This window comes from Allobosea sp. R86505 (assembly GCF_042466375.1).
Taxonomy (GTDB): Bacteria; Pseudomonadota; Alphaproteobacteria; order Rhizobiales; family Beijerinckiaceae; genus Allobosea.
Map to the genome: position 1 here is coordinate 4,361,918 of NZ_JAXHPY010000001.1, position 13,826 is coordinate 4,375,743.

General features: G+C 68.9%; 14 protein-coding genes. 3 read left to right on the forward strand and 11 right to left on the reverse strand.

Features of this window, described 5'->3' with window-relative positions:
- Nucleotides 1-120 precede the first annotated feature (120 nt).
- The 9 genes from fdh3B to SJY11_RS21125 all read right to left on the reverse strand — a co-directional run bounded on the left by fdh3B (nt 121) and on the right by SJY11_RS21125 (nt 8,440).
- Nucleotides 121-717 (reverse strand): formate dehydrogenase FDH3 subunit beta, encoded by a 597-nt coding sequence (fdh3B, locus tag SJY11_RS21085; RefSeq protein ID WP_305691361.1) that lies wholly within the window; start codon nt 715-717, stop codon nt 121-123.
- Nucleotides 718-732: 15 nt separating this feature from the next.
- Complete coding sequence (locus SJY11_RS21090) at nt 733-3,711, reverse strand: formate dehydrogenase subunit alpha (protein WP_376988690.1); 2,979 nt, start codon at nt 3,709-3,711, stop codon at nt 733-735.
- Between the two features lie 13 nt (nt 3,712-3,724).
- Entirely contained in the window at nt 3,725-3,973 is a 249-nt protein-coding gene (locus tag SJY11_RS21095) for a formate dehydrogenase (RefSeq protein WP_376988691.1), read from the reverse strand.
- Nucleotides 3,970-4,776 carry a Cro/CI family transcriptional regulator gene (locus tag SJY11_RS21100; protein ID WP_376988692.1) on the reverse strand — a complete coding sequence of 269 codons (807 nt, stop codon included), beginning with the start codon at nt 4,774-4,776 and terminating at the stop codon, nt 3,970-3,972. Before SJY11_RS21100 ends, SJY11_RS21095 begins: the two co-directional genes overlap by 4 nt.
- Nucleotides 4,777-4,884: 108 nt before the next feature.
- Nucleotides 4,885-5,601, reverse strand: a complete 717-nt coding sequence (locus SJY11_RS21105) for a DUF3306 domain-containing protein (protein ID WP_376988693.1) — start codon at nt 5,599-5,601, stop codon at nt 4,885-4,887.
- Nucleotides 5,598-6,128, reverse strand: coding sequence for a DUF3305 domain-containing protein (locus SJY11_RS21110; protein WP_376988694.1), 531 nt, complete (start codon nt 6,126-6,128; stop codon nt 5,598-5,600). Before SJY11_RS21110 ends, SJY11_RS21105 begins: the two co-directional genes overlap by 4 nt.
- 10 nt (nt 6,129-6,138) lie before the next feature.
- Nucleotides 6,139-7,149, reverse strand: a complete 1,011-nt coding sequence (locus tag SJY11_RS21115; protein ID WP_376988695.1) for a DUF6352 family protein — start codon at nt 7,147-7,149, stop codon at nt 6,139-6,141.
- On the reverse strand, nt 7,146-7,700 hold the full coding sequence (locus tag SJY11_RS21120; protein ID WP_376988697.1) for a DUF6505 family protein: 555 nt from the start codon (nt 7,698-7,700) through the stop codon (nt 7,146-7,148). The genes SJY11_RS21115 and SJY11_RS21120 overlap by 4 nt, the downstream gene beginning before the upstream one ends.
- Nucleotides 7,697-8,440, reverse strand: coding sequence for a biotin/lipoate--protein ligase family protein (locus SJY11_RS21125; protein WP_376988698.1), 744 nt, complete (start codon nt 8,438-8,440; stop codon nt 7,697-7,699). Before SJY11_RS21125 ends, SJY11_RS21120 begins: the two co-directional genes overlap by 4 nt.
- 133 nt (nt 8,441-8,573) lie before the next feature.
- Here SJY11_RS21125 and SJY11_RS21130 point away from each other — a divergent pair, with 133 nt between their 5' ends.
- Nucleotides 8,574-10,613 (forward strand): 4Fe-4S binding protein, encoded by a 2,040-nt coding sequence (locus tag SJY11_RS21130; protein WP_376988699.1) that lies wholly within the window; start codon nt 8,574-8,576, stop codon nt 10,611-10,613.
- A gap of 166 nt (nt 10,614-10,779) precedes the next feature.
- Here SJY11_RS21130 and SJY11_RS21135 read toward each other — a convergent pair whose 3' ends face one another.
- Complete coding sequence (locus tag SJY11_RS21135) at nt 10,780-12,054, reverse strand: c-type cytochrome (protein ID WP_376988700.1); 1,275 nt, start codon at nt 12,052-12,054, stop codon at nt 10,780-10,782.
- Between the two features lie 102 nt (nt 12,055-12,156).
- Between SJY11_RS21135 and SJY11_RS21140 the strand changes: the two genes are divergently transcribed.
- The gene (locus SJY11_RS21140; RefSeq protein WP_376988701.1) at nt 12,157-12,387 is read left to right on the forward strand and encodes a sulfurtransferase TusA family protein; all 231 of its coding nucleotides are present in this window, start codon (nt 12,157-12,159) and stop codon (nt 12,385-12,387) included.
- A gap of 24 nt (nt 12,388-12,411) precedes the next feature.
- Nucleotides 12,412-13,533: an Mrp/NBP35 family ATP-binding protein gene (locus tag SJY11_RS21145; protein ID WP_376988702.1), complete on the forward strand. Its 1,122-nt coding sequence runs from the start codon at nt 12,412-12,414 to the stop codon at nt 13,531-13,533.
- Nucleotides 13,534-13,698: 165 nt separating this feature from the next.
- Here SJY11_RS21145 and SJY11_RS21150 read toward each other — a convergent pair whose 3' ends face one another.
- A complete protein-coding gene (locus SJY11_RS21150; protein ID WP_376988703.1) occupies nt 13,699-13,824 on the reverse strand; it encodes a hypothetical protein in 126 nt (41 codons plus the stop codon).
- Nucleotides 13,825-13,826 lie beyond the last annotated feature (2 nt).

Consider the following 13,826-nt stretch of genomic DNA (forward strand, 5'->3'; position numbering starts at 1 on the left):
GAGAGGCCGATCTGTCTGAAAGGGGCGCCCCGGCGAAGGAACCGGCAAGGCCGGGTTTCGTTCGGAGCGCCTGTCGTGGCCCCTCTCGGCGAGGGCCTTCGTCCGTCCCCAGACAGGACGTCAGATGGCGATGTTTTCCTTGTAGGCCGTCTGCCAGCCCCAGGCGCCCGAGCCGTAGCCACGCTTCACCACCCGCTCCTTGTAGATCTGGGCGATGATCTCGCCGTCACCGGCGAGCAGCGACTTGGTCGAGCACATCTCGGCGCAGAGCGGCAGCTTGCCTTCGGCGAGGCGGTTCGAGCCGTATTTCTGGAACTCGACCGGCGAGAGGTCCGCCTCGGGGCCGCCGGAGCAGAAGGTGCACTTGTCCATCTTGCCGCGCGAGCCGAAGTTGCCGACCTTCGGGTACTGCGGCGCGCCGAAGGGGCAGGCGTAGAAGCAGTAGCCGCAGCCGATGCAGAGGTCCTTGCTGTGCAGCACCACGGCGTCCGCCGTGGTGTAGAAGCAGTCGACCGGGCAGACCGCCGCGCAGGGCGCGTCGGTGCAGTGCATGCAGGCCATCGAGACCGAGCGCTCGCCGGGCTTGCCGTCATTGATCGTGACGACGCGCCGACGGTTGATGCCCCAGGGCACCTCGTTCTCGTTCTTGCACGCGGTGACGCAGGCGTTGCACTCGATGCAGCGGTCCGCGTCGCAGAGGAATTTCATCCGGGCCATGGTTCAGTTCCCCCCTTACGCCGCTGCGATCTGGCAGAGCGTGACCTTGCCTTCGTGCATCGCCGTCACCGGATCGTAGCCATAGGTGGTGACGATGTTGACGGACTCGCCGAGCACGATCGGATCCGTGCCCTTCGGGTAGTTCCCGCGCTGGTCCAGCCCCTGGTAGAAGCCGCCGAAGTGGAACGGCATGAAGGCCACGCCCTTGCCGACACGCTCCGTGACCAGCGCCTTGACGCGGGCCTTGGAGTTGTTCTCGGGGCCGGACACCCAGACGAAGCCGCCGTCTCTGATGCCGCGCGCGGCTGCGTCCGCCGGATTGATCTCGACGAACATGTCCTGCTGCAGTTCGGCCAGCCACTTGTTCGAGCGGGTTTCCTCGCCGCCGCCCTCGTATTCCACGAGGCGACCCGAGGTGAGCACGATCGGGAAGGACTTCGCGATGCCCTTCTCGACCGCGGCCTTCTGGACCGAGGTGTGGAGGTTCGGGATGCGCAGGGTCCGCTCGTCGGGACGGGCCGGCCACTTCGCGACCAGATCGACGCGCGGCGAGTAGATCGGCTCGCGATGGACCGGCACCGGATCGGGCAGGTTCCAGGCGTTGGCGCGGGCCTTGCCGTTGCCGTAGGGCACGCAGCCATGCTTGAGCGCGACGCGCTGGATGCCGCCCGAGAGATCGGTGGACCAGCTGACCCGGTCGATGTTGGCACCGCCGATCCAGGTGATCGTCTCGAGTTCCTTGGGCGTCAGCTCGGCATCCCAGCCGAGCTTCTTCAGCACACCCATGGTGAACTCGGGATAGCCGTCCTTGATCTCCGAATTCAGCGAGTAGGAGCCGTTCTCCGCCAGCAGCGTGTCGTTGACCTTGCTGCCGTCGGCGAGCGTGCGCTCGCGGGTGAGGCCGAAGCGCGGACGGAAAGTGCCGCCGCCGTTACCCGCCTCCAGCGAGGTGTTGTAGAGGATGTGGGTGCCGGGATGCTTGAGCTCCGGCGTGCCCCAGCATGGCCAGGGCAGGCCGTAGAAGTCGTTCTCGACGGGGGAGCCCTTGGCGCCGCGCAGGGTGACCAGGTCGAACTTGTCCTGATGCTCCATGTGCAGCTTGAGGCGCTCGGGAGACTGGCCGGTATAGCCCGTCGACCAGCCGCCGCGGTTGATCTCGCGCAGGATCGATTCCGGCGACGGCTCGGGGCCGTACTTGCCCTGCACCATCTCGTAGTTCTTGTGCATCTGCTCGGCGAAACCGAGCTTCTGCGCCAGCTTGTAGATCACGAAGTAATCGCTGGCGGCCTCGAAGATCGGCTCCACCACCTTCTCGCCCCACTGCACCGAGCGGTTGGAGCAGGTGCGCGAGCCGGCGCATTCGAACTGCGTGCCGATCGGCAGCAAATAGGTGCCGTTCTTGCGCCCGCCGAGCGAGACGAAGTTGGTCGGGTGCGGGTCGGCGACGACGAGCAGCTCGAGCTTCTCGAGGCCCTTCACCGCATCGGGCATGCGCGGAATGGTGTTGCCGCCATGGCCCATGACGAACATGGCCTTGAGGTTGTCCATCTGGTCGACCTGCTCGGCCGGCAGATTGGCGGCATCGAACCAGCGGGTCGAGGTGTGGCCCGAGGTCTCCATATTGGCCTTGCGGGTCCGCGCCGGGCGGCCACCCTTGGCCGGCACCTCGTCGAAGCGGGTGACGAAGTAGTCGTAAGGCACGTCCCAGACGCGCGCCCAGTGGCGCCAGGCGCCCTCGACCAGCCCGTAGTAACAAGGCAGGTTCGCGATATCGAGGCCGAAGTCCGTCGCGCCCTGCACGTTGCAGTGGCCGCGGAAGATGTTGGCGCCATTGCCCATGCCGCCGACATTGCCGGTGGCCAGCAGCAGGTTGCAGATGGCGCGGACGTTGGCGGTGCCGACCGAGTGCTGGGTCACGCCCATGCACCAGATGAAGGTCGCGGGCTTGACCTTGGCGAAGGTCTCGGCCGCACGCTTCAGCTGCGCCTCGGGCACGCCGGTGATGTCCTCGACAGTCTTGGGGTCGTATTTCTCGACTTCCTTGCGGACGTCGTCCATGCCGTGCACGCGGGCGGCGAGGAACGCCTTGTCCTCCCAGCCATTCTTGAAGATGTGCCACATCATGCCCCAGATCACCGCGATGTCGGTGCCCGAGCGGATGCGGATGTAGTCCGTCGCATGGGCCGCAGTGCGGGTCAGGCGCGGATCGAAGACGATGACATTGGCGCGGTTCTGCTCCTTGCCGACCAGGATGTGCTGCATCGAGACCGGGTGGGCCTCGGCCGCATTCGAGCCCATGAACAGGATCGTCTTGGAGTTGCGGATGTCGTTGTAGGAGTTGGTCATCGCGCCGTAGCCCCAGGTGTTGGCAACACCCGCGACCGTGGTGGAGTGACAGATGCGCGCCTGGTGGTCGACGTTGTTCGTGCCCCAGAAGGCGGCGAACTTGCGGAACAGGTAAGCGCCCTCGTTCGAGAACTTGGCCGAGCCGAGCAGATAGACGGAGTCGGCGCCGGACTTCGCCCGGATCTGCATCATCTTGTCGCCGATCTCATTGATCGCGACGTCCCAGGAGATGCGCTGCCACTGGCCGTCGACCAGCTTCATCGGATATTTGATGCGGCGGTCGCCATGGACCAACTCGCGCACCGACGCGCCCTTGGCGCAATGCGAGCCGCGGTTGATCGGGCTCTCCCAGGCCGGCTCCTGGCCGACCCAGACGCCGTTGGCGACCTCGGCCTTGACCGTGCAGCCCACCGAGCAGTGCGTGCAGATGTTCTTGACGATCTTCGTGCCCGTCGCCGGGCCGAGGCCGGCGGCCTCCGCCTTTCGGACGGACCCGATCTGGAGGGCGCCCGCGGCGGCCACGCCACCGGCGACGAGTCCGGAGCGACGGAGGAAGGCGCGGCGGTCCATGACGCCGGAGGAGAGGCCGGCGATCGCCGCCTGGAGCCTGCCGCGCTGGACGTCGGCGGTTTTGCGCTTGATCAGCATGTTCTGGCGCCTCTCAGTAACGGTTGACGCGGTAGAAGTCCTTGACGTGCTCCGACTCGCGGTAGCGCGCCTTGGTCTCTTCCTTGCCGGGATCGACGGCCGCCGCGGGCGTCACCATCGCCGGCGTTGCCGCCAGCGTGGCGCCCGCGCCCAGCGCCTTGAAGAAGCTGCGGCGATCGACGGCCGGTTTGCCGGTTTCTTTGGTTTTCGACATCGTCGTCTCCCACGCGTCGGGTTGTGCGGTGTGTCTGGACTGGGTCATGCGGGCAGCCTCGCGGCCTGTGTCTCGATCGAGAGGAACAGGCTGCCCAGCCGGCCCACGGCCTTGTAGAAATTCGCCGCCTTCGCGACCTCGAGGTCGGCGAAGAAGCGCTCACCCCAGGGCTCGATGTGGCGGGCATAGAAGCGGTCAGCGTCGATGCCCTCGGCCTCGACCTCGCCACGAAGCAGCTTCGCCATGATGTCGAGCAGCACCGCGATGTGGTCCTCGGGCTCACCGGCCCTGGCATCCCTCGCCAGGCCGAGCGCGCCCATATCCTCCCGCACCAGGGCCAGCGGCCGCTCGTGCAGGAAACCGGTCAGGTAGTAGGAGGCGTAGGGCAGGAGATCGCCGCGGCCGACTCCGATGAAGAGCTCGAAGAACTCGTCGCGCAGGCTCTCGGGCGTCGCCGCATCGGCGGCCTCGGCCAGCGCGAGATGGGCCATGCCCAGCGGCGAGGCGTCGCCCTGAAGGTCCCGCAGGGCGGCCAGCGTCTCGGCCGTCGGCGCCCGCCAGAGCAACGCGCCGATCAGCTCGCACTCATGGGCGCGGGCGGAATCGACCTCGTCGATCGGCTGGGAGAGCATGATCTCCGACTGCATCGCCGCAGCGGGATCCGGCCGGGGGTAGAGATCAGGCCGCAGCTCGGTGCGCGGAATGCCCGTCGTCGCCTCGACCGAGAGGACCCTGTCGGCGGGGACACGCTTCCAGCTCGAGATGGCCGGCTGCGAAATGCCGAGACTGCGCGCCAGAGCCCTGACGCCGCCAACGCTACCGATCGCTTTTTCGAGTGCCGGATCGCGCATTTGATTCAGGTCATGGTCCTCGAGGCACGGGGCATCCAAAATTGCTGCCCCCTCCGCATGTGATAACGACTGCTTATTGCCCAAAAATAAAACGATTCCAATCTCTCTTCAGATTGGAATTGCGCCACCTCCACGCTTGCGCAGGCGAGGCGTGGCGGCCTCCTGCGGAGCTTCCTGCTGCGCTGCAGCATAAGCAGACAGAGGAGGCATCCCGGGCGGCACCTCGTCTGCGCTGGTCTTTTCGCCATCTTCCGTCAAACGCAGCGCCGACGGCTCGGGCTCCTGACGGGCATCGTTCGGCACTGCAGCATGAGCCGCATCGTCTTCGTCCTTAGACGAAAGTAGGTGCGGCAAGCCGTCGCTCCCTGCCTGCTCTTCGACCAGCGCGGTCTCGGCAGGCGGCGGCGTCTCGCCGAAGATGCCGCGCACCATCTCGGCGACGTCGTCCGATTCCGACAGCGGACCGTAACCGGGTGCGCCGCCGGGCGTGTTCCAGTCGAGTGCGTAGTCCCGGGCCGGGTTCTCGTAATTCGCAATGGCGGGGTCGTTCTCCCAGGCGCGCCGCATCGCCGCCAGTTTCCAGGCTTCGGGCACATTCTGCTTCAGCCAGGAGGCGAGATCGAAATCCTTGTCGATCAGGTCCAGAGACGGCGGCTCGACCAGTTCGGGCTCGGGTTCGGCAGCCACAGCCTCGGCCGCTACCGGATTTTCGGGCAGCTCGGCCGGCAGCGTCTCGACGCCCCTCTCCCTCTCCGGCCCGGCGTCGCGCTTGCGGCGCGACCAGCGGCTGAGAAAGCCCTCATCCTGTGGGGTGCGCGCGCTCACCGCTGCTCCCCCGGTCCGGATTCGCCGCGGGGCAGGCCCGGCCCGGGCCGCGGAGCGCCGCCCTTGCGCGGATCATGTTCGCTGCGCTTGCGCTTGATGAACTCGCGCTCGACATGGTGCGCCTCGAAGAAGGCCAGCACCGCCTCGGCCACCGCGAGCGGCATCGGCAGCGCCTCGACGATGTCGCCGACATTCTCGCAATAGACCTCACCCTCGAAGGGATCGGCGGTCACGCCGATGAATTCGATTTCGGGCTCGATCCCGGTCGGGCGGATCGCCACCCAGAGCTTGGCGTGGCCGGCCTGGAAGTTCTCGCGGAAATGAGCGGTGTCGACCGAATGCAGGGTCAGCGTCGCAGGGCCGAGATAGAACTGATGCCGGCCGGCCTCGCCCGCCAGCTCGGTCCAGGGCGCGAGCGGCGGCGGCTCCGGCAGCACCGCGAGCGGCGCCCAGGCGTGGTCGGCCCAGGGCGAGTCGATCGCGCGCCGCTCGACGACGATGCCGACCTCGATGTGCTGCTGCGTCATCGCCGTCTCCTCAGTTCGCCATTTCGCGCCGGGCGAGCGGCAGGCCGGCGACGAGGTTCTGTGGCTTCAGACGCAGCACGCGGTCGGCCGACATCGCCATGATCAGATAGATCGGCTTGCCTTTGGCCGCGGGCAAGACCGGGACCTCGGCGGGCAGGGTCAATGTGAAGAGGGCGAGCACGCGGGCCATGTCGTCGGCGGCGACCGTCTGCCCCTGCCAGAGCGCATTGCCGATCGCCGTCGCCTCCGCATCGAGGCCGACGAACCAGCGCCAGTCCGCGTCCGTCACCGTCTCCAGTGGCTCGATCGTGACGTCGAAGCCGTGCACCTGGCGAATCCAGTGGCGCAGTGCCTGGCCGAGCGCCGCCCGGCCGGAGGGAGAACCGCCGAGGTTGAGCACCATGTCGAAGCCGTCCGAGCGCTGCCAGTAATGGTCGGCATTGGCGGGCTTGAGGATGTCGAGCGCAGTCGCCGCCGGCCCGCCGAGCATGGCGAGCAGCGGCGAGGCATGGCGATCGGCCTCGTGCCCCTCGATCATCTCGGCATCGGCGAGCAGAATCGTGTTTTCGTGATGGGTGACCCGCTGTGGGCGGAACAGGCATTCGGCGGCGCGGGTGACGAAGGGATCGTCGCCCTCGTCGAGCGCGGCGCGCATGATGACGTGGACCAGTTGGTCGAGGAAGAGCGGGGGGATGGCACTCACACCCTCGCGGATGATGGCCGCATAGGCGGCCTCCAGCGTCGGCGCGGCCAGGAGCCGGTCGCGCCAGCCGAGCATGAAGCGCCAGTTCTCGCGGGCGTCCTCGTCGGCGATGGCCGCGATCGCGGTGGCAGGAATCTCCGCCTGCGGCGCGTCCATCAGCCTGGCATGGAGCGCGCGCTCGGCCTCGCAGGCCTCCTCCGGCGGCAGCAGCTCCGGCCGGGCGAGGTAGGCCTTGAGGAAGTCGTCGGTCACGCGCAGCCCGCCGCCGGGTTCGCGATCCAGCAGGAGATGGCCGGAACTGGCCCAAAAATGCGTCATGTCAGCCTGGTCTTTTCGAGATTGAGAAGATCGACATGCTCGACCGGCCCGTCCTCCTCGCCCGCCACCTCGAGAAATTCGAAGGCGCGGAAGCCTTCGCTCTGGCTGGCGTCGCGCGGCGTCAGAGTGCGGAAGCGCTCGCGGAGCTCGCCGTCTTCCATCGTCCGGTGCAACGCGAGCAGCGTCTGCGGAGGATGATCGCAGAGGGAGGCAGCGAAGGTGATCTCCTCGGCCGCGGCGGCGCGCGCGGTCGCGAGATCGGGCGCGCCGAGCTTGTCGACGAGATGGCCGGCGAGGCTTTCGACCGCCGCCTCGCGCTCGGCCTCGGTCGCATCCTGCACCACGGCGAGCGTGCTCCAGCCGAAGCTCGCCACACCCAGGAAGCCGGAGCGGAAGGCGGCCTTGCCCTTGGCGTCGAGCGCGGGGAGAGCGGCCTCCCCGAACAGAAAGGACCCCGTCACCAGCCATTCGCCCGGCTCGGCCGCGCGGCGGAAGACAAAGGTGTCGGACGGGTCGAGCCGGATGGCGCGGGGCAGTTTCAGACCGCTCACAGCTTCGGCCCGCCGCTGTCGCGATCGAGCCAGTCGACCCGCGCCAGCGCCTCGACGAGGCTGCGGCGCTCCGTGCCCGCCTGGGTGGTCGCGACGAGATCGCCATTGGGCTCGATGCCGTGGCGGGTGCCGACGACCTTGTCGAGCCGGTCGAGCCAGCGCAGCGCGGCGGCCCTGGGTCCGGCGCTCTGCCAGCGGGTGACCGCGAGCATGAGGTGGCGGGCGAAGGCCTCGATGAGGTCGACGGCATCGATCTCCTCGAAGCCCTCCTCGGCCATGCCGACGCCGATCTGGCCGAAGGCGAAGGGCGCCATCGTGGTGGCGCGCAGCATGCCGCCGAAGACGACCCATTCGGGCACCTCGTCTTCGCCGCAGCCCTCCGGCCAGGCCAGCCGGCCACCGCCGATCAGCCCGAGATCGTAGATCAGCGCATCGGGCCAGCGGAACAGAATCGGCCGCTCGGGCGGGCTGTAGACAGCGAGCGCATCGGCCAGCGCCGTCATCGCGAGGTAATGGGCCAGCCGCGCCTCGCGCAGCGGGTTGTCGGGCTCCAGCACCACGGCGAATTCGATCACGTCGAAGCGCCGGGTCCAGACCAGCGTCGCGGCGCCCGCCTCGGCCGCGATCGTGCAGGCATGGGCGAAGGCGTCGCCCGATTCCCGCAGCGTGACGAGCGAAAAGCCCGGCGGCAGCACCGGCTCGCGACGCAGATCGTCCGGGCGCAGGGCACTGGCTGCCATATCCGACCATCCTCCTGGAGACTGCGACGAAACACGCCGGCTTCGTTTCTTTTGAACCGCTCCAATTCCATATAAGCACGGATGATCGCAAGAGAGGCGACACAACGCCGCCGGCCCGAGGATGAAGCCTGCCATGCAAGACACCACCCGGACGCTGATGGTGTGCTCGTGCGAGGACACGATGCCGCTCGACGCAACAGCGCTCGCCCGCGGCTGCAAGGGCGCCGATATCCGCACCGCGCGCCATCTCTGCCGGACCCAGACCGAGCTGTTCACCCGCGCGCTCGGCGAGAGCGCCGCCGTCACCGTCGCCTGCACGCAGGAGGCGCCGCTGTTCGAGGAGATCGCGGCCGATCTCGACTATGCCGGCGACCTGGTCTTCGCCAACATCCGCGAGACGGGCGGCTGGGCGCGCGAGGCCAAGGCGGCGGGACCGAAGATGGCCGCGCTGCTGGCGGCCGCCGCCGAGCCGATGCCGCCGATCTCCTTCACGACGCTGACGAGCAAGGGCGTCGCCCTGGTCTATGGTCGCGACGAGACGGCGCTGTCCGTCGGGCAGCGGCTCTCCGAGCATCTCGACGTCACCATCCTGATCAGCCGGCCGAGCGAGATCACGCCGCAGCGCGTGGTCGAGACGCCGGTGCTGAAGGGCACCATTGTTGCCGCCACCGGCTGGCTCGGCGCCTTCGAGTTGCGTATCGACGATTATGCCGCGCCGGCCCCCTCCTCCCGCGCCCGGCTCGTCTTCGGCGAACCGCGCAACGGCGCCACCTCGCATTGCGACCTCGTCATCGACGTCTCGGGCGGCACGCCTTTGTTTCCCGCCGGCGAGTTGCGGGCGGGCTATCTGCGCGCCGATCCGGCGAGCCCCGCCGCGATCGAAAAGCTGATCGCGGAAGCCGGCCATCTCGTCGGGGAGTTCGACAAGCCGACCTATGTCCGGCTGAACGAGGATCTCTGCGCCCATTCGCGCTCCAAGAAGACCGGCTGCACGCGCTGCCTCGAGCTCTGCCCGACCGGGGCGATCACGCCCAATGGCGACCATGTCGCGATCTCGGCCGAGATCTGCGCCGGCTGCGGCGCCTGCGCGGCGGTCTGCCCGACCGGGGCGGTGACCTATGCGCTGCCGCCGGCTGATGCGCTGCTGCGCCGGCTGCGGACGCTGCTTTCGACCTATGCCGAGGCCGGCGGGCGCGAGCCGGTCGTGCTGCTGCATGACGAGGCGCATGGCGAGCCGCTGATCGATGCGCTTGCCCGCTTCGGCGAGGGGCTGCCGGCCCGCGTGCTGCCGGTGCGCGTCAACGAGATCACCCAGATCGGGCTCGATGCCTTCGCGGCGGCGCTCGCCTTCGGCGCGGCCTCGGTTCAGGTGCTGAGCCGCGCCCGCCCGAAGCACGATCTTTCCGGCTTGCAGCGCAACCTCGCCTATGCCGAGACGCTCGCTTCGGCGCTGGGCTATGGCGCCGGCAGCGCCGGGCTGATCGAGACCGACGACCCCGAGCAGTTGGCGGCGGCGCTGTCGCGGCTCGTGCCGGGCACGGTCTCGCCGAAGCCGGCGCGCTTCCGCCCGATGGGCGAGGGCCGGCCGCTGCTGCGCCAGACGATCGGCGAGCTGCATGCCGCGGCGCCGATGCCGGTGGCCACGGTGGCCCTGCCGCCGCGCGCGCCCTTCGGCACCGTGCATGTCGACACCGATGGCTGCACGCTCTGCCTGGCCTGCGTCTCGGCCTGCCCGGTGCAGGCGCTGTCCGATGATCCCGAGCGGCCGACGCTCGCCTTCCAGGAGGATCTCTGCGTGCAATGCGGGCTGTGCGCCGCGACCTGCCCGGAGAAGGTCATCACGCTGGAGCCGCGCATCGATTTCGACGCCTGGAAGGGCGGCAAGCGCGTGATCAAGCAGGAGGAGCCGTTCCACTGCATCGCCTGCGCCAAGCCTTTCGGCGTGCGCAGCACGATCGAGAAGATCACCGCCAAGCTCGAGAACAAGCACTGGATGTTCTCGGGCGACGCGGCCAAACGCATCTCGGTTCTGAGGATGTGCGAGGATTGCCGCGTCGAGGTCGTCGTCAACGAGAGTTTCGACCCGCATCTGTCGCCGCAGCGCCCGCCGGTGCGCACGACGGAGGATTATCTGCGCGAGCGGGCCGAGCGCGGGGAAGATCCGCTGCAGTAAAGGGGGGCGCGTTCGCCACCACTGCGCCGTCATCCCGGACGCAGCGAAGCGGAGATCCGGGATCCATCCTAGAGCGCCGTCCTGCCCTATGATGGATCCCGGAGCTGCGCTGCTTCGCAGCTTGTCCGGGATGACGTCCCGGGTGCGACGGGGTGTGGTTCGACGCCTATCTCGTCACCTTCTCCAGCCAGTCGACCAGCGCCTGCCGGTCTTCGGCCGAACCGATCATCTGCTCCGGCATCTTGGTGCCGGGCGTGTAGGTGTTGGGTCCGATCTCGAAGAGCTTCGCCACCGTCTCCTTGGTCCAGACGATGTCCATCGCCTTGAAGGCCTCGGAATAAGCGTAGCCCGGCGCGCTGGCGATGCGGCGGCCGAAGATGCCGTGCAGCGTCGGCCCGGCGCGGTTGCCGTCCGACGGCGTCAGGGTGTGGCAGGCGGCACAGGCGCGGAAGACCTGGGCGCCGCGCTCGCCGTTGAAGGCGGCGAGCACATCGGCCCCAGCGCGCGGCACCACCGTGCCGATATGCTCGCCGGTGACGGCATTCCAGCGGCGCACGAGACGGTCGGCGCCGCCCGACAGGATCTGCCGGCCATCCGGCAGGAAGGCGAGCGACCAGACCGGCAGGCCCGGCCCGACGAGCGTCGCGCGCACGGAGCGCGCCTTGCGGTCGATCAGCGCGACCTGGCCGCGCAGGCCCCCGGCGGCTACCGTCGTGCCGTCGGCCGAGAGCGCCAGTGCGATCAGCGGCGTCTCGCCGACGGCCACCTCCCCGCGCGCCTCCCCCTCCGGCCCGAAGAGACGCAGCCGCCCGTCGGCCGCGGCGACGGCGATCTCGCCATCGGCAGCCACGACGACCCCGTTGAGCGGCGCCGGCAGCGTCACGATCCGGGGCGCGCCGGTATCGCTCGGCCAGATCCGCAGCGTCGCATCGTAGCTGGCGGTGACGAGACCGCCGCCGGGCAGGAAGGCGACGCCGTTGACCGGCCCCTGGTGCCCCTCGAAGGCGACCGCTGCGCCGCCCTCGCGCGTCGTGACCCGCGCCGTCCCGTCCCAGGAGGCGGAGGCGATGCGGCGCCCATCGGCGGAGACCGCCAGCGCGGCCACGGGCCCCTTATGGCCCTCGATGATTTCGGCCGGCGCGGCCGCCGCCCCGCGCCAGAGCGCGATGCGCCCATCCTCGGCACCGGTGGCGAAGCCGAGGCCCGGCACGGCCGCGACCGCGTTGACCGCGCCCTCATGGAAGCGCAGCACGGCCTCCGCCGTGCCGCCCGACAGGCTCCAGAGGATGGCCGACTGGTCGAAGGAGCCGGTCATGGCGCTCGCACCGTCGGGCGCGACCGCGATGGCGCGCACCGGCCCGCCATGGCCGCGCAGTTCCTGGCCGGCGGCGGGGTGGGTGAGGCAGAGCAGAAGGACGAGAGGCTTAAGGACAGATCGCATCGTTCCATCATGCCGCCTCCCCGGCGCCGTGACAAAGCGGCCAGTTGCCCCGGTGCGACCGGCCATCCTATGAAGCCCGCGCCCCTGCAACCGGTTCCCGCCATGACCGCCACGCCTCTCAATCTCCGCGGCCTGAAATGCCCCCTGCCGGCGCTACGGGTCCGCAAGGCGCTGAAGGGGGCTGCGTCCGGCACGCTGTTGCTGGTCGAATGCACCGATCCAATGGCGGCCATCGACATTCCCAACCTGATGCGCGAAACCGGGGATGCGATCGAGGAGAGCCGCAGCGACGGCGATCTGCTCGTCTTCCACATCCGCAAGGCGCCGGCCTGAGCCGCGCCGATAGGAGTTCAGCCCTTGGCCCTCACCCAAGCCGACATCCTGCGCGCGCTCGAACTGGTGAAGCTGCCGGCCAGTGGCCAGTCGCTGTCCGCGTCTGGCCGCGTCGCCGACATCCTGATCGACGGCGGCAAGGTGATCTTCGCCATCGGCATCGACGCCACCGAAGCCACCGCCATGGAGCCGGTCCGCAATGCGGCCGAAAGCGCCGTATCGGGCCTGCCCGGCGTCAGCCAGGTGCTGGTCGGGTTGACCGCCGACAAGGCGCCCTCCTCAGCCGCCGCGCAGGCGCGCCAGCAGGCTCAGCGTCCCACTCCCGGCGGCCCGACGCCGAAGGCGGCCGGCGTGCCCGGCGTCAAGCAGATCATCGCGGTCGCCTCGGGCAAGGGCGGCGTCGGCAAATCGACCACCACCGCCAATCTCGCCGTGGCACTCAGCGTTCTCGGCCTGAAGGTCGGCGTGCTCGATGCCGACATCTACGGCCCCTCGGTGCCCAAGATCTTCGGCATCACCGGCAAGCCGCGACTGGTTTCCGGCCGCACGCTGGCACCGATGGAGGCCTATGGGCTGAAGATCATGTCGATCGGCTTCCTGATCGACGAGGAAACGCCGATGATATGGCGCGGGCCGATGGTGATCTCGGCGATCACCCAGATGCTCCGTGAGGTCGCCTGGGGTGAACTCGACGTGCTCGTCGTCGACATGCCGCCCGGCACCGGCGACGCGCAACTCACCATGGCGCAGCAGACGCCGCTGGCCGGCGCCGTGATCGTCTCGACGCCGCAGGATCTGGCGCTGCTCGATGCACGCCGCGGCGTCGCGATGTTCAAGAAGGTCGAGGTGCCGATCCTCGGCATTGTCGAGAATATGAGCTATTTCATCTGCCCGGAATGCGGCACGCGCTCGGACATCTTCGCCCATGGCGGGGCGCGGCATGAGGCGGAGCGCCTCGGCGTGCCCTTCCTCGGCGAGGTGCCGCTGGCCATGCCGATCCGCGAGACGTCCGATTCAGGCCGGCCGATCGTCGCGAGCGACCCGGACTCGGCCCATGCGAAGGCCTATCTCGGCATTGCAAGGCAGGTGATGGCGTCGATGGCGGGAGGGGCGGCCCGGGCCGCACCGCGTATCGTCATCGAGTGAGGCACCCGCCGGTCAAGACGGGCTCTCCGTCATCCTGGGCGACCGAAGGTCGTCCCGGGATCCGTCATAGGGAACGACATCGCCCTATGATGGATCCCGGATCTGCGCCGCGGCGCGGCTTGTCCAGGATGACGGGCTGGTTCCGAGATTGACCGAACCAGACGCTCAGAGCCTGACGCCGCCCGTCGAGAAGGCGACGTCGACCGGCTTCTGGAAATAGTCGTTCAGCACGAGGCTGGAGCCGAAGGCGAGGATGGCGGAGACGGCGATGGCGGCGACGAACGACTTCATGA